General features: G+C 62.7%; 11 protein-coding genes and 2 pseudogenes. 2 read left to right on the top strand and 11 right to left on the bottom strand.

The genetic code is table 11. The features are described 5' to 3' along the window. The first annotated feature begins 709 nt into the window (after nt 1–709). The gene (locus M1L53_RS34220) at nt 710–898 is read left to right on the top strand and encodes a hypothetical protein (protein ID WP_042447579.1); all 189 of its coding nucleotides are present in this window, start codon (nt 710–712) and stop codon (nt 896–898) included. Nucleotides 899–1012: 114 nt separating this feature from the next. Here the strand turns inward: M1L53_RS34220 and M1L53_RS34215 are convergent, their stop codons facing one another. Continuing rightward, nucleotides 1013–1234: a hypothetical protein gene (locus M1L53_RS34215; protein WP_058037325.1), complete on the bottom strand. Its 222-nt coding sequence runs from the start codon at nt 1232–1234 to the stop codon at nt 1013–1015. 366 nt (nt 1235–1600) lie between these two features. Then, the gene (locus M1L53_RS34210) at nt 1601–2509 is read right to left on the bottom strand and encodes a DUF3800 domain-containing protein (RefSeq protein ID WP_024487937.1); all 909 of its coding nucleotides are present in this window, start codon (nt 2507–2509) and stop codon (nt 1601–1603) included. Between the two features lie 275 nt (nt 2510–2784). Here M1L53_RS34210 and M1L53_RS34205 point away from each other — a divergent pair, with 275 nt between their 5' ends. Next, nucleotides 2785–5586: an ATP-binding protein gene (locus tag M1L53_RS34205; RefSeq protein ID WP_058037326.1), complete on the top strand. Its 2802-nt coding sequence runs from the start codon at nt 2785–2787 to the stop codon at nt 5584–5586. A 607-nt stretch (nt 5587–6193) separates the two neighbouring features. Here M1L53_RS34205 and M1L53_RS34200 read toward each other — a convergent pair. The 9 genes and pseudogenes from M1L53_RS34200 to M1L53_RS34160 form a co-directional block, all read right to left on the bottom strand. Continuing rightward, nucleotides 6194–6973, bottom strand: coding sequence for a sulfite exporter TauE/SafE family protein (locus M1L53_RS34200; protein WP_058037327.1), 780 nt, complete (start codon nt 6971–6973; stop codon nt 6194–6196). Nucleotides 6974–7025: 52 nt separating this feature from the next. Beyond that, the gene (locus tag M1L53_RS34195) at nt 7026–7433 is read right to left on the bottom strand and encodes a DUF302 domain-containing protein (protein ID WP_054802217.1); all 408 of its coding nucleotides are present in this window, start codon (nt 7431–7433) and stop codon (nt 7026–7028) included. A 42-nt stretch (nt 7434–7475) separates the two neighbouring features. After that, the gene (locus tag M1L53_RS34190; RefSeq protein WP_058037328.1) at nt 7476–7703 is read right to left on the bottom strand and encodes a DUF2892 domain-containing protein; all 228 of its coding nucleotides are present in this window, start codon (nt 7701–7703) and stop codon (nt 7476–7478) included. A 52-nt stretch (nt 7704–7755) separates the two neighbouring features. Next, nucleotides 7756–8025, bottom strand: a complete 270-nt coding sequence (locus M1L53_RS34185) for a metal-sensitive transcriptional regulator (protein ID WP_054802216.1) — start codon at nt 8023–8025, stop codon at nt 7756–7758. Between the two features lie 116 nt (nt 8026–8141). Further along, nucleotides 8142–10295: an MMPL family transporter gene (locus M1L53_RS34180; protein WP_058037329.1), complete on the bottom strand. Its 2154-nt coding sequence runs from the start codon at nt 10293–10295 to the stop codon at nt 8142–8144. 311 nt (nt 10296–10606) lie between these two features. Continuing rightward, on the bottom strand, nt 10607–11983 hold the full coding sequence (locus M1L53_RS34175; protein WP_058037330.1) for a rhodanese-like domain-containing protein: 1377 nt from the start codon (nt 11981–11983) through the stop codon (nt 10607–10609). 361 nt (nt 11984–12344) lie between these two features. Further along, a complete protein-coding gene (locus M1L53_RS34170) occupies nt 12345–14771 on the bottom strand; it encodes a heavy metal translocating P-type ATPase (protein ID WP_231915138.1) in 2427 nt (808 codons plus the stop codon). 660 nt (nt 14772–15431) lie between these two features. Then, nucleotides 15432–15791, bottom strand: a pseudogene (locus tag M1L53_RS34165) (catalase); the annotation flags it as partial. Between the two features lie 93 nt (nt 15792–15884). After that, a pseudogene (locus M1L53_RS34160) lies at nt 15885–16518 on the bottom strand (MIP/aquaporin family protein). Nucleotides 16519–16669: the final 151 nt, after the last annotated feature.

Genomic DNA, 16669 nt, shown 5'->3' with positions numbered 1-16669 from the left:
CTCCCGATGCTCCGCATCGGGAACGGAAGCGGCTCGCTTCGCTCCCCACCAGGGAGCCGCTGCGCGGCTCGCAGTGGGTCCAGCCAGACTGCCGTCGATCGAGTCGCTGCGCGCCTCTAAATTCCTGAATTGTCTTTGTCACCAAAGGATTTGATCGGAACTGAGAATTCGGTACCCAAGTACCAAACGAGGCTGGGGAGGAGCGGAGGTCGCTCAAAGCTACCCCGTCTCGCGTCTGCCAACTCATCGTCATCATGCTTCCCATCCTACAGGACCCCACCCCAAACCGCAAAACAACACAGAACCACGAAACGTCGAAATCGTAACCACCACAACATAATTCGAGTCTCCCCAAAACACCTCCATGCGTAACCACCGAAACAGATTACCCACCAACCGATAACCCAAAGTTACTGAAACACAACAACATTCAAAAACACCCAAAAATCGGCCCACACACGCCCGCCGAGCACCCCCCGACACTCCCCCACCACCGAACCCGAGCACCCCGCCGGCCCCATCAGCCGGCCCCAAATTCGCCGGCGCCCCAACTCCACGAACACACCACCCCGGGACATGCCATCACCGCAGGTCACAAGCCAGCAACAACTCAATTCCCCTACACGAACATGTGATCTCGCCCGTAGCTCGAACAACAAGAGATGAGGACGCACCCACGCGGAACTCCAATCCACTACGAGGAGCAGAAATGCACGAGCACGACGACCAGACCCCCGACAACCACCGCCCCACCAGGGGCGAGCAGCTCCGCGCCCTCGCGCAACGGGTACCGAACACGATCAAGATCTTTCTCACCGCCTGCATCGTCGACTGCCTCGCCGACGCCACCACCGAACAGGTCTCACAGCTCCTCCTCACCCTCACCAATCAGCAATAGCCACACCCACACCCCCAACACACGAAAAAGCCCCCCACCGCACGGTGAGAGGCCATTTTCGGAGCACGCAACGAAGAGGACCGGCCCGGTAGCTTCGGGCCGGTCCTCTATCGCCTACCGATCCACGCTCACGCGAACCGCAACAACGCGATACGCGTCCGCGTCCTCCAGACGCGGAGCAATCGCATCAGGGTTGTCGGCGTTCCACTCACCCGCACGAGCAACCGACTTCCGGACTGCGCGGCGCGCAGCCTGATCGAAGCCCTGCGGAGCGTCAACCGTCACGGTGAACGCCTCATCCGCGAACTCGAATCCGACAGCGGCCTGAACCTCCACGGCGTAGGTACTACGGAAACCGGGTGCGTTAATACGGACCGAGACAACGCGGTACGCGCCCTTGTCCTCGGAACGCGAAGTGGTCGCGTGAGGATGCAGCGATGGGGCAGTGCGGAACCGCTTCGCGAGGCGGCTTTCGAGTGGATCGTTTTCTATCGGACTTCTCGAATATCGTTGTCCGCGAACAGGCTCGAACGAATCGTCCAGAAACAGTCCCCCGCTCGGCTGGTATTCACCCGGCTGGATGAATCACTTGGGCCCGAGCACTCGCTCGACATGATCGCGGAAAGTCGACCAGAAGCTGGTTTCAGTTGTCATCAGCAGTTTTATCCAAGCGAAACTCATGCAACTACCCGAGAGAGTGCATTACTGTCGGATCTGTGCTCGCTCGGCCGCGGCCTTCATCCGACGGAATCGATCGGCCGGAAGTTGGTCGCCGACCAACTGTCCCGCCGCCGCCGGATGCAGCAGTCGATCACTGCGGAAGATGTCGGAGTGATTGAGATCGGAAAGGTCACGCTGCCACAAGTGGATCTTCGACTCATGAGTGAATGCGCCCCTGACCGACGGGAGTGCGTTGTCCCCCGTCACCCACTGGTAGGGGGATTCCTTGATGATCTGGTACTCGATCGCTCTCGTTACACATGCGGCAATCCAGTCGGAGAACTGAATGTTCGAACTCAGGACACTGTCTATGTGCATTGGCGGCTCGATGATCCGCTTCATTTCCGGATATCCGCTCGCACGACCCAAGATGTGCTCGTACATGGCCGGCAGCCGAGCTGCGCGCGTCTTCTCGTTGATCTGATCGATCATGACCATCACGTTCGAGCCTTTGTAGTCGGCGTACCGGGCGATGCGGTTGAGCGCTTCGCGCATCGCAGCTGTTTCTCGGGCGTCCGTATCGAGGTCCGTCTGTTTCGGGGTTCCGAGAGGTTTTTCCGCGGCGTAGTAGAAGAGGGCGCCGTCGAGGCTGCGTACGCTGCGCACCAAAGTGTTGAATACTCGGATCTGTTGCCGATACTTGTCGAAAGTGTCGGGACGAAAGATACTCGCGCCCTTACGTTCCCACCGTCCAGGGTGCTCTGCCTTCTCGATCTCGGTTTTGAAGATCTCCCGCTTTTTCAGCGTGAAGATTTGACCGAACTTTCGAGCATTGTCAGCGGGAAGGATCAGGCCGGCGTAGCCGAACGCGGGACTGGTGTTGAAGCGAGCGTGATCGCGCGCAACGAATGCCCCTGTCTCGCCGATCTCGTCAATGTACGCCAGCAGCATGGAACGATTATTGCCCTCCAGATACGCGGAAACCCACGCCTAGGCGTGGGTTCCGGAATTAGCGCTCAGAGAACTATTTCATCTCCAGCTACTGGCCATAGGATAGTTCGACGTCCACGGTTTGCGCAAGTGGAATGATCGAGTGTGGCGCCAGGCATAAGTCTCTCAATTTGCTCAAATTGTCTGTAGAACGGATTCGCTTCGACGCAACGCTATTCGGCTCGCGGCGGTGACCTGCAATAGAAGGTGTCGGAGGTCAGCCGCATACTGTGCTCATGCGGCCTGAACTCACCGATCTTCTGTCGATGTCACATCCTGTTGTAGTAGTCACGGGTGACTCCGGAACCGGTAAGTCATCGATCCTCGCCGACCATCAGATCGAACTCTCACGTGGTGCAGCCATCGCGCCGCCGCCGGTCACCTGTGCGTTCGACAGCGGCGCGTTGCAGGTCGCCATCCTGAATGGCCTCGTCACAGCCTTGGTCACCTCGATGGCGGATCGGACCGCGTGGCGCACCATCCAGAACCGACTCGACACCGCAGGCAAGGAAATGGTGGCCGAAGTCGGTAAGAGCCTGGCCAAGGCCGTGACCCAGGAAGTCATGGCGTTGGTGAAGGCGCGAATCGGCGAACATGCGGGCGAAGGTCTCGCAGCGTTCTTCAAAGGCCTACGCCAGGATACGACCGCTGATCTACGGCGAGATCTCCAGTCGCGAAGCGATACCAACGTCGTCAAGCTCCTGGTACGGCTGTGCGACGAGGTTGCCACTGTGCTCAAACGCGACGTGATTCTGGCTATCGACGAGTGCCAACGGCTGACAGAGGATGACCAACGGGCGTTGGCCAGTCTTTGCATCGCGCCCCCTAAACGCGCACGATTCGTGATCGCCTGGTCGTCGGCGGCGCACGAGGCTCGTACCGGACTCACCAGACTTCGAGACACCGGATGCGGGGAGATAATCGTCGGCGGACTCAGCAGAGCAGATGTCGAAACCATGCTCAACCGGGCAGGCGTCACAAGTGCTAACACGGATCGTGTCTACTTCCTGAGCAGCGGATTCCCGATCATCGTCGAAGGTTTGATCGGTCAGCTCCGCAGCGGCGGTACATTGGATGAATACACGCCCCCTACTGCATTCGTCCGCTCGCTGGAAGATGCGCTGGCTCGACTCCCAGGCGATGCGCAGATCGCTGCACGCTGGCTGTCGGTCTTCGAATTGCCACCGCCTGAATCGACGATCACTGCCTATCTTGATCTCACTTCAACTCAGTGGGGTGTGTTGCGGCAGTCTCTCGAGCGGGAGAACATCCTCAGCGTAGAACGCAATGGACAACTCTGGTTTCACGAAAGCCGCAGATCACATCTGTGGGACCGCATGTTGAGCGAGGGCGAGCGGTTCGAGATCGGCCAGCCTGCGTACTCGGCCCTTCTCGCGCAATATCGCGACGACATGAGCTCCTCGATCGGTTTGATGGTGCCGATCGCACATACTGCTCGGTTCGCTCGCGACAGTCAGGCGGCCAATCCGCAACTCGCGAAGATCCTCGATCTGACGTCGGCGCAGCTGGCTGTCCTGGCGTCGATGATCGAAATCGAGATCATTCCCCTCGGTGATCACGATCTTCGATGGACGCCGCCGGAGAGCGCACTCATCTACGCGCACAACATCTTCGGCGCAGATCGCGGGGACGCACTCGCCGCACTTCCGGTCCTGATCGAACAAGAATTCATCGAAACCGCGGACCAAACGGAACAGATCAACGCTGATCCAAACGTCACCGTCACCATCAGCGCCGACCCGACCGACGAATGCCACATCGTGCTGCACGGCCGGATCCAAGACATCCTGGGAAAAACCGCCATCCCGCAAATCACCGGTCGCATCGTGCACGAACACTTCGAGGCGCTCAGACTGGAATCATCGCTCGTGCTCACCGATCCCGGCAGATCAGATGCCATCGAGCTCATTCGTAACGCAAACAACCAACCCTTCTACCGATTCAATCCTCTACGCAGAACCGTCTACCCGATGATGGCCGTGTGGGTGGACTATGGCGGGCATCCCATCAGCATGGCAGCGATCTTCAATCGAGACACCGAACGGCAGAAAGCGAAGAAGGCCGCGATCTCCGTAGACGAAGTGTCCTACGGCCGCCGAGTAAAAACTGTTCGCACTTTCGAGGATCAGATGTCGACGATTCCGTCGATGCGGCTGTTCAAAGCCGTGTACCTAGCCACCGGACGACCGGTGGAAGGTAACCGTGAGGGAACAAGAAACTGGCAGATGGTCAACGACGGACCTCCGCTCCCGATCAGTGAGTACGTCCAGCGCCAGATCACCCTCGCCGACATACTGCGGACCCGTGTCGACGATCTCGAACAAGAGGTCTATGCGTTGAGGGAACTGAGAGGTGCCGCCGTCGGACAAGCTCCGGACGATACCTACTTTTTCGTGGAACTACGTGGAAGCACCCGTGTCGTGGAAATGACTCCCGAGCACATCGCACTACTCCAGGATGACCTCCCCTTCAGATTCGCCCGACTCGAACATCACCTAACGCTCCGTCCCGGCGAGCGAACCCACCACATCACCGAGCGCATACAGCCCAGCGGTCTGATCGACGATCCAGCAGTCACGCTGTTGAACGACTTCTGGGAGACCGCCCGGGAGTTCAACGAACATCAACCCCGCCGCCGCATCAAAATGCAGAAGGGATCACTGACACAACTTGTGCGCGACACTCACATACGGGACACGACGCTGGCTCGAACGCTGTCGGAACAACTGACCATCGGCGGCGCACGAGGGCACAGACCGCAACACGCATTGCGAGTTGCGGTTCACCCAGGAAGCGCAAGCGTTCCACCCCTCGTCGCATACACACAGCCCATCGGTAGCCCCACCGATGTACAAGTTCGGTTTGCCCCCCGCTCATCCCAACCCAGGGATATGAAGGAGCTGCATTCCCAGATGTTCGGCGACGAGACCCAAGAAGAGCTGTACGGCGACGACGCCCACTCAACCGTCGCCGGTCTACTCGGATACGACACCGACGAGATCGAACTGATTCAGTAGGGTCACGCAGTTGCGGTAGTTGGCGTTGAGGGCCGTTGTCCCTGGCGGACGAGGTAAAGCTGCGAGGTCATGACTAGTCCTCTCTCATCGGTTTTGCACGTCGACGACGTTCGGAGTGTGCCTATGCGATGGGTGGCAGAGCAACCATCGGCCCGACCGAACGTCATGTGTGCGTCGTTCCGTTTCTTTTTGTCCACCTTTCTTCTCTTCTTGCCCACGTTGCAGGGAGCAGCGGTCACGGCACGGCCGTGCATCCGGAGAACCGGGCCTCTGTCGGGATCATCAACAGCGGCCGGTGACTTTTGTGAATCAGGCCCTCCGCCCCATGTCGACCTTGGTGGCGATACATCTACCCCCACTCATCTTGCACGAAAGTCGGTGACATTGGTCGTGGTGGAGCGGCCACGACAACGGAGCGCTTACTCGGAAAGGAGGAGTGGTCCGTTGCCGGCGGGCACTTCTCGGGCGCCGACAGCCTGGTCACCACGTAGATATCGGTTGCCGATGTCTACGCCGAAAACAGATACGACGAATGGCGAACGAGGCCGGTCGCCGATATGGAAAAGCGGAGTTCCACACGAGTACGGCTCCCTCGTGTGTCACGGCGTCAGCGACTCAACACGAGAGTATCGAACAGAATGTACGCGGCGACGGCGAACACCAGGTACGCGAACCAGTGTTGAAGTTTTCCGGTGTCGACGCGGTTGCCGAACCGTCCGGCGACCAAGGAGGCAACGATCGCAGCTCCGGTGAAACTGATCGTGATGGCCGGATCGATGGTGACGCCGCTACCGAGATGTGAGATCAAGCCGGCGGCGGAGTTCGCGACGATGATCAGAAGCGAGGTTCCGATCGCGATCTGCATGTCTATTCCCAACATCAGGACAAGGGCGGGGATGATGAGGAATCCGCCGCCGACGCCGAAGAGCCCGGTCAGCACACCGACGGCGAATCCTGCTGGGATCGCACGAGGTGCGCAGCGACGCCAATTGATACCGGAATCACCTACGCTGCAGGCGGTTCCGGTATCGCCGCGGTCGGCGAGCATACGAGCACCGGCAACGATCATGACCGCGGCGAACCCGATCATCACGACGGACTGCGGGAGCACTCGCCCGAGGGCACTACCGAGGAAGGTTGCGGGGATACCGGCAGCGGCGAACACGGCGGCCAGTCGCCACTGCACAAGATGGGCACGGACTTTCGGGATCGCGCCGACAGCCGAGGCGACACCGACCACGATCAGTGAGATCGGGATTGCTTGGTCGATGTCGAGGCCGAGGGCGAACACCAGGACCGGTACGGCAAGGATGGATCCGCCGCCGCCGAGGAGTCCTAGAAGGACACCGATGACTGCCCCGGCAGCGAGTGCGATTGCGAGAGTCATCGGCGTCCTTTTCGTCTACCGACGTTCGGCGGCATGCGGTTGTTGTTCTAGTTCAGTTCTGTTGTGCGGTGAGCGAATCGAGAGCTGCCTGCAGCCTGGCGGTGGCCTCGTCGGCGACGGACTGCAGTCGGGGTTCGCCGGTCACCTCGACCATGAGGGCGGGGTTCATCGCATCGACGATGACGGTGTTCTCCGCGGAGGGATCGGCGCGCACGACGACGTTGCAGGGCAACAGTAATCCGATCCCCCGCATCACTCCGACTGCTCGATGTGCCAACGTCGGGTTGCAGGCGCCGAGGATGAGGTAGTCCTCCAGGTCTTCGTCGAGCTTGGCTTTGAGGGTCGATTTCATGTCGATCTCGGTGAGTATCCCGAAACCTTGCTCCGACAATGCCTTACGGGTGCGTTCGACAGCGTCGTCGAACGTGGTGTTCAGGGTGGTCGTGAGTGCGAGTTGCATGATCTACGTCCTTTTTTCGGGGGATCCGGGGTCTGGGATCGGTCAGCGGGTGCCGAGCCGCGGGATGCCGAGGCGTTGGAGTATCAGGCTCATCGGGCACCATCCCACTGCGCTGTAGAGCAGGAGATTCGCAGCGACGAACGTGGTGAGAAGCAGCCACCAAATGGAGAAGGCGAGTGTCAAGGCCACGCTGAGCAGGACGACTACCCCGCCCAATAGTGGAACGATCCGTTCGATGGTCCAGCCGTGGTGCCGTGGGAGAGCTGTCATGACTGTCCGTACCGTCCTTTCTGTTCGTTGTTCCGCGATCGCCGCCGCGGTCTCAGGCGAGTGCGAGGAAGAGCTTTTCGAGTTCCGCCTCGGTCATCGGTTCCTTGCCATTCTCGCGGTTGCCGGTCATGCATTCGCGAAGGCCGGTGGCGACGATCTTGAAACCGGCCCGGTCGAGTGCGCGTGAGACCGCGGCGAGCTGGGTGACGACGTCCTTGCAGTCTCGGCCCTGTTCGATCATCGAGATCACTCCGGCGAGTTGGCCGTGCGCGCGGCGGAGTCGGTTGAGTACCAATGCGATGCTGTCGTCGTCGCCGACCATGGGAGTTCCTTCCGAAGATCAATCAGTAACCTCAAATATACCCCTATGGGTATATCCGGGTGGGTGGTTCGTCAGATCTGTGCGTCACAGTGGCCGAACCACGCCATCCGGACCTGTCAGTGCGAGAAACTGATGTTGGGCAATACCTTTCGCAGCCACGCCGGGGACCACCACGCGGCATGCCCGGTCAACCGCAGGAGCACCGGCAGCAGGATCAGCCGAATCAGTACCGCATCGAGCAGTACAGCGACACCGAGAATGATGCCCATCTCCTTCGGCGGCAACGGATCAGCGAGCGCGAAGGTGAAGAACACGGCCACCATCACCGCGGCAGCGGCGAGGATCACCCGCCCCGAATGAGCCAGACCGTCGACGTGCGCAACCTTGGGATCACCTGAGCGCTCGTAATGCTCCTTCGCCGTGGCCAACAAGAACACGGTGTAGTCCATGGCGATCGCGAAGATCATCGCGAAGAAGAACACCGGCCCCCACCCGTCGAGGAACCCCTGCGGGGTGAAACCGAGCAACGACGCGCCGTGCCCGTCCTGGAAGATCAACTTCGCGACCCCGAATGCGGCGGCGGTGGAGAGCAAGCTGACCACGGTACCGAGGATCGCGATCAACGGCGCCTGCAGCGCCACCAGGAGCAGCAGGAACCCGAGAACCAGGATGATGCCGACGATCAGCGGGAGGTAGTCGTTCAGCGCTTGCTGCAGGTCGAGGTTCTCCGCCGGTGCGCCGCCCACCAGAGCGCCCGAGGGAAGGTCCGCACGCAAGGTGTCGAGGATGGCTCCCATCTGTGCGTCGGACGGATCGACGGTAGGCATGGCCTGCAACATCACAAAATCGCTGCCATCGAGTGCGGACTGCGGCGGCGTCACCATGGCGATACCTTCGGTCGCGGCAGCAGCCTTCGCTGTCTGCGCGCCCTCCGCGGCGGGGGCGATGATCTGCAACATGCCCGGCGCCCCCTCCCCCATCTGAGCTTGGACGAGTTCGTAGCCCTGGCGGACCGGGGCGTCGGAGGGGACAACCGCGATGGAGGGCATCGCCACCTTGAGCCCGAGCACCGGGATCGACAGCGCGATCAGCACCAGGAGAGAACCGATGGCGAACGGCCACGGGTGCTTGTGCAGCAGCTCGCCCCAGGCGGCGAACTTCGGTGAGCGGTGTTCCTGACGCTTGGCGTAGGGCAAGGATCCACCGTTGACCTTGGTGCCGAGCATCCCGAGAACGGCAGGCAACAGAGTCATCGAGGCCAGGAGGACGAAGAACACGGCGAGCATGATGCCGATAGCCATCGTCCGCACGGCCGGTGCCGGAACCAGCAGGACCGCAGAGAGGCTCACGAGCACCGTGATTCCGGACAGGACGACGGCCTTGCCCGCGGTATCCATGGTTTCCGCGACCGCCGCCCGCGGCGACGATGCATGACGTATCGCGTCGCGGAACCGGGAGACGATGAACAGGGCGTAGTCGATACCGAGGGCGAGGGCGAACATCATCGCGAAGTTCATCGCCCACACGGAAATCGGGGTGATCTGGTTGAGCAGAACCAGGCCGCCCGCAGAGGCGACGAGCCCGGCCAGGGTCAGCAGCAGTGGGAGCCCGGCGGCGACGAGGGACCCGAAGGCGAGCACCATGATCGCGAGGGTGACCGGCCAGGAAAACAGTTCGGCCTGAATCATCGCGTCGTGGTTGGCCTTGTTGAAATCACTCCACAGTGCCGATGCGCCGGTGGGATAGACCTCGATGCCGTTCCCGGACAGGGCGGTCAACTCCCCCTTGAGATCGTCAACGGCCTTGACCATCTCGTCGGTGCTTGCGTTCGCGCCCGCGATGAGAATTCCGGTGTGCCCGTCGGGGCTGATGGACATTCCCGGCTGCGGCGCGATGATCGCACCGAAGCGAGGGTCCCCGGCGAAGACATCGGTGACCTCGGTGAGGGTGCGCTGCATGTCGGGGCTGTCGATGGTCCGGTCATCGGAATGCACGACAACCTGGACGGCGGCGGAAGAGTTGCCGCCGAAGTGTTCCTGTGCGAGTTCGCGGACCTGGACGGATTCGGATCCGTTGGCCTGCCATCCGGCGCCGGCGAGGGAGCTGAACACCGACGGTGCGGCCGCGCCGAGTGCGATGAGCACGATCAGCCAGACACCGAGCACCCATTTTGCGTTGCCCGCCATCGATGCGCCCATGCGGCCGAGTACGCCGCCGGACGCGTGTGAGATCGGCGGAACGCCGTCCCTGACCTTGGTGTTACTGGACATTGGTTGACTCCTGAAAAAAGGGGGTGATGGGTGCGAGTATGGGCGGGTACCGGGTCATGGCACCGGGTCATCCGGTGCGGCGGGTCAGCGGCCGAAGAAGGACCGGAAGAACCCGGACCCCGGGTCAGGAGCAGGGGTGCAGGTACAGCGCCGCGCTGTCTGGACGCCGGCCATCACCTGGTCGGCGTGCTGGCCGCATCCTGCCCAAGTGGTCTTGGAGCAGGAAGAACATGTCGTGGTGTAACACACCTGGTATCTCCTTGTCAGACGTCGTGCCGCGTATGGGGCACGAGAGTTTTTCTGAATAGGCGCTATTCGGAAGATCGCTCGACCCAGGCCGTGTATCCGCCGACCAGGTCGCTGACGTTCTCGATGCCGTCGGCACGCAACAGTGATGCGGCGACGGAGGAGCGCCAGCCGCCGGCGCAGTGAACGACGATCGGTTTGCTTCGTGGCAGGTCCGCGAGTTGGGAACGCAACTGTGCGAGGGGAATTGACCGGGCGCCGTCGATGGCACCGAAGTCACGCTCGCCGGGGTTGCGGATGTCGATCAACGTGACCGCGCCCGAGGCCAGGAGACCCTCGAGCTCGGACACCGTGGTGCGCGGCGCGGTACGGACAAGGTCGGCGAGCGCGTCCGGAAAAATTCCATCAACGTCGACAGTGAGGTATCCGAGCGCGTTGTCGGATCCGATGCGCGCCAAACGCATTGCCGCAACCTGTTCCTCACCCGGGTAAGTGATGAGCACGATGCGCTCGCCGATATCGGCGACCATGCCGCCGGTTTCGGCGAACCTACCGTCGAAACCGACATTGATCGAGCCACGCAGATGCCCGGCGGCGAAATCGTCGGGGGTGCGGGCATCGAGAACGCGTGTTCCGCTGGCCATTTCGACCCGGAGCTCTCCCGGTGAGAGTTCGGAGACAAACCGATCTTGTTCGAGGAGTGCACGATTCGACTTGTTCAAAGCTACGGCGGCCGAAAAATACCCCGGCACCGCAGGCTGGCCGTCGGCGACGAGAGCGACGAACGCGTCTTCGCTCATCGGCTGCACCGACGGATTCGTGCGGCGTTGCTCGCCGATGGTGGAGGTCAACTCGGAAGAGAGGTTCTTGCCGCAGGACGACCCCGCGCCGTGAGCCGGCATCACGGCCACTGCGTCGGGCAAGGTCAGCAGCCTCTCGTGGACGGTGCGGTACATCGCCCGAGCCAGGTCGGTATTGGTGCCGTCGCCGAGATTGGCCAGGTCGGGGCGACCGACGTCGCCGATGAACAGCGAGTCCCCGGTCAGCACAGCGGACGGCTCAGCGTCTCGATTCTCGCGAACGAGCAGGCTGATCGACTCCCACGTGTGGCCGGGGGTGGAGAGGATTTCGATGTCCACCTCCCCCAGCGTCAGGTGCTCGCCGTGGCGCAGTCGGCGAATCGGGTAATCGGTGTCCGCGGCGTCGCCGAAACCGATCCACGCGCCGGTAGCCTCGACCAACTCGAGGTGACCGGAGACGAAGTCCGCATGAAAGTGCGTGTTGACGACACCCTCGATGGTCAGGCCGTATCGGGTTGCGTCCTCGAGGTATTCGGTGATGTCGCGGCGCGGGTCGATCACGATGGCGCGGCCGGTGCTCTCGTCGCCGATGAGGTACGACGCGTGCGAGAGGCACTCGATGTAGTACTGCTCGAGGATCATCGGACAACCTTCCCTGTTCTGTGGAGTGCGATGACTACAGGTTGCCATATACCCCCTAGGGTATGTCAAGTACCCCCGGGGGTATACCCGGGTGCAGGCCGGGACACCGAGAAGGAGAGATCGGAACAACTGCCTGGAAAGCGGAAACGGGTCGGACGAGAGCATCAAGTTTCGATGCAATCCCACACCTCGTTTGGGTCACCGGATGGTTGGTCTGCGACGGCGCTACCCAAGCGAGCACATAGTTCATGAAACACCGCCAAACACCGGAGCTCTGGACGGAATTCCCGCCTCAGAGGTCCGGGCACCGCAAACAGCGCTCCCGGAATTGAGCGTGTCCATCAAATCGGGAACACTCCAGTCAGCCGCGGACTGAGGGAATCCGTTCTTCGATGTCACGTGCTCCCTTCTCCCGGTATCGACGGGCGCGCACGGTCAGTGCTGTCTTTCGTCCCTCGGGGAGTTCGGTGTCGGCGAGAGTGAAGTAGTTCTCTTCTTCTTGCAGGAAGTGCAGGTGCAGCAACGCATGCAGCCCGTAGAGGCAGGCCCGCAGATCGTCGACCTGGCTGGGTTGGATGCCACCGGCCTCGTGAGCCAGTTGCAGGTGGTTGCCGATGCGGTCGGTCAGCCGGTGGATCTCGGCGTGGGTTCGACTCATCGTGGCCGTTGCCTCGGCGCTGCCCAGCGGCGTCGCCAACGCCGGGTACAGCTCGGTCTGTTCGGCGTCCTCGTGCGGCAATAGTCGTTCGGTGAGGAAGCTCTGGGCTCGGGTCAAGGCATCGATCGCAGGTTTGCCGGACCCGGCGGCAACATTGTCGGCGGCATCACGCAGCAGCGTCAGTCCATCGCGTAACTTGTCGTGCTCGCCGGAGAAGCGGCGCAGCATCGCGTCGGTGCCATCCGGCAGCTCGATCCCGGCGGCAGGGTTGCCTCGCAGCGCACGCAGGGCGTTGAGGATCACCGCGACGTCGATGCCTTCCTGCAGCAAAGCCCCCGCCGCGGGCGGCAGCAGTCCGACTGCGGCAGCACCCATCGCCAGCAGGGACAGCACCATCCCCGCCACCGCGCTTTGGACCGCGATGCGCCGTGACCAACGTGCGATGTCCATCGCGTCGGCCAGCCTGTCCAAACGGTCGGTCGTCAACACGATGTCGGCGGCCTCGGAGGAGGCCGTTGCACCGCGGGCGCCCATCGCGACGCCGACCGTGGCCGCAGCCAGAGCAGGGGCATCATTGACGCCGTCGCCGACCATCACGGTCACGGCTCGTTCCCGTTCGGCCCGCACGGCAGCGACCTTGTCGGCGGGGCTCTGATTGGCGTACACCTCGTCCAAGCCCAGCACGGTGGCCACCTCCCGCGCGGGTGCCGCACGGTCACCGGTGAGCATGACCAATCGGTTGATTCCGGCAGCGCGCAGCCTCCGAACCGTCCTGGGTGCGTTGCGGCGCAGCGGGTCTCGTAAAAGAACCGCGCCGACGAGCTCGTCGTCGGTACTGACCCACGCGATTGCGGCGCTATCGAGGCTGGCCCGGTTGACGACCGCCACGGCCCAATCCGCCTCGGATGCCTCGCCGGCGAGCTTGCCGACGGCAACCCTGGCGCCGTTCACCGTGGCGGTGACTCCGCGTCCGGGGTGTTCGATCACCTCGACGGGCAACGACAGCGACAGGTGCCGTGCGAGGGCTTCGGTGACGATGGCCTCGGCAAGCACGTGGGGTGACATCTGGTCCACCGAGGCGGCCAGTCGCAGGATCTCGGGGGTGTCGCTGCCGGGCGCCGCCACGACGTCGACGACGACGGGTCGACCGGCGGTCAGCGTGCCGGTCTTGTCCATCACCAGCGTCGTCGCATGGCCGAGATTCTCCAGCGCCCCGCCGCTACGAATTACCACACCCTGTCGCGAAGCCCGCGACAAGCCGGAGACGATCGCCACCGGCGCTGCGAGCAGCAGCGGACACGGCGTCGCCACGACCAGCACTGCCACCGCTCGTACCGCTGACCCACTGGCCAGCCACGCGGCGCCGGCGACAGCGAGCGCCAATGGCAGGAACCATGCTGCATAGCGATCAGCCAGCCGAATGATCGGTGCACTGTCGGCGCCCGCCTGCTGCGCCAACCGCACGATCCCGGCGTAAGTGCTCGCGTCGGCGGTTGCGGTGGCTCGGATCTCGAAAGCGGTCGCGGCATTGACCACACCGCTGCGCACCGGTTCACCGACCGCGCGTTCAACCTGAAGTGGTTCACCGGTGAGCGCCGACTCGTCGAGGACCGCCACCGCGTCTTCGACCCGGCCATCCACCGGGACCACTTCTCCGGGGCCGACCACGAGCAGGTCACCGGCCACGACCTCGTCCAATGGCACCACCGTGATCACGTCGCCGATACGCCGGCGCGCGGACCGCGGCGCACGCTCGAGCAGGGCCCGCAAGTCGTGCGACGCGCGCCGTTGTGCGGCCGCATCCAAGGCACGCCCAGTGGACAGCATGACCGCGATCAGCGCACCGGCCACGTACTCGCCGACCCACAGAGTGCCCACCAGCGACAACACTGCGAGCAGATCCACTCCCGCCCGGCCGTTGCGTAATGCCACAATCACCCAGACCAGCGCGGGCACCACGGCGACCAGCGTTCCTGCCACCCAGCACCCCTCGGCGATCGCACGCCAACCAACGACCCACGCGATCCCGCCGAGAATCAGCGCTGTCACCGTGACCACCACCAGAGCCGGTTCGAGCAGCGACCGAAGTCGCTGCAACGACGTCTGGGCGGTCGGCGGTATGTCGGTCACCGTGTACTCCGACTGTCTACGTCACGATCACCGCAAAATCCTTTGCAGCGTCGATCACTACACACTTGACCTGAAGTTATTCGCCTGTCGACGCTCACGGCCGTTCCCCCTCTGCCTGCCTGCATCGGTGTCGGTGTCGGACGCGGGCCACCGGACAGTCGCATTCGACCGCCGCGGCCTCCGACGCCGACCCGGCTGAGGGATTGGATGATGTAGCGCTGCGCATTTTGTCCTCTCTGGGACCGTTCATCGAGTGACATCGGTCGATGCGCGCAGCTAACTGCGGTGCACGCGAACCTCAGACGACTGCTGCCCTTAAAGGTAGAAGTCGCGTACCGGTTGCTCGAGAGTCGTTGGCCACCGGCCGCACAGTCATACGGCCCTACTCTCTGGGCTGACCAACGCTGTGTCCTGAAGACGCCACTCGAAGGCGCCAAAGACCTCGAGAGATGCTGACACTGACACTCACCAGCATTTGTCGCAGGTGATGCCGCATGCGGATTTCTGTCGACAGCGTACGTACGCGGATTACTCAACCTCGGACGAAAACCCGGTTTCTTCAAGTTCTTTCACCGGAACCGTCAGTCCCCGGCGAAAGCTCGACAGTTCGGTAAAGCCGGAATTGACCTGGCAATGTCGAGCGGATCGGATGGATCAAATGGTGTAGAACTTCACCGCGAAGCCGCGCGGGTCACGCCAGGTGTCGGGGCTACCGCGTTCGCCGGCCACAGTGGAGAACCTGATCACCAGCGGGGTCGTCGTACCCGGCTGGAATACCGCGGCCTTGGTGTAGCCGCTGACATCGTTGGTCACCTCGAATTGGCCGAAGGCGCCGCCGCTCTTGGCGTGCGGTTGCCGTTCGGGGACGCGTTCGCGGTTGAACTGCGCCATTTGCTCGATCAGGTAGTGATCGTGCAGCAGGATCGGTCCGTCCGGTCCGACGGTAAGTGAGTGCTCGTCGCTCTCGACCGGGATGCCGGAATCCGTCGTCGTCCTCGGTGTGGGCTCAATGTCGGTCATTGTCGTGCCTTTCGGGGGTGGGGCGGTGCTTTCTCGATGTCCGGCGGCGAAGCCGGCCCAGGGAACCTGGATCGGTCCCGTCGGCGGCGCCATTCATCTGTCGTCGGGATTGAGCACAAGGAACGCGGCACCGGCGACGGCACCGGCAACAAACTGGGCCACGAAGTACACCCACAACGTCGACCAGGCGAACATCCCCATCACCACCGCACCGAAGGCAACCGCCGGGTTGAACGCACCCCGGAGATGTCACCGACCGCGAATGCCCCTGCCATCACTGTGAATCCGATCGCCAAGCCGTAGAACGAATTGTCCGGGTGACTCCTACTGGTGGCGACGTTGAGCATCACGAAGCACAGGGCGAACGTGAACAACAACTCGACGACGAACGCTGCACCAGGGTGCGACCCGCCAGCGTGAGGGTCGCGACGGCCGCGGCCCGCGCCGGATCCACGACCACGCGCACCACCACCGCAGCAAGCAGCCCGGCAACGAGCTGCGCGATCGCGTATCCGGCCGCGTCACGCCACCCGATCCGGCAGCGCACCAGCACCGCGAGGGTCACCGCCGGGTTGAAGTGTCCACCGGAGACGTGGCCGCCGGCGTAGATCATCACCATCAGGCTCGCGCCGATCACCAGCGGTGCGAACGGGCTGCCGCTGCCTGCGGCACCCCCAACGGTGAACACCAGAAAGAATGTCCCGATCGCCTCGACGGCATACTTCACGCTCGGCCGTGGGGCGGCGACCACTTCGGCGGCTTCTTCACCGGCTACCGCATGTCTGGGTCTTCGGATTTGACCATGTCAAGGCTCCTCGAATTGCCCTTGGTACTTCCAGGATCGTCTTTCCCGGCGGGCCGCATCGTCGGCGCTGCCC

It is taken from the genome of Rhodococcus sp. T9N (genome assembly GCF_024436645.1).
Classification (GTDB): Bacteria; Actinomycetota; Actinomycetes; order Mycobacteriales; family Mycobacteriaceae; genus Rhodococcus_F; species Rhodococcus_F qingshengii.
This window is presented reverse-complemented; position numbering and strand designations above follow the sequence as displayed.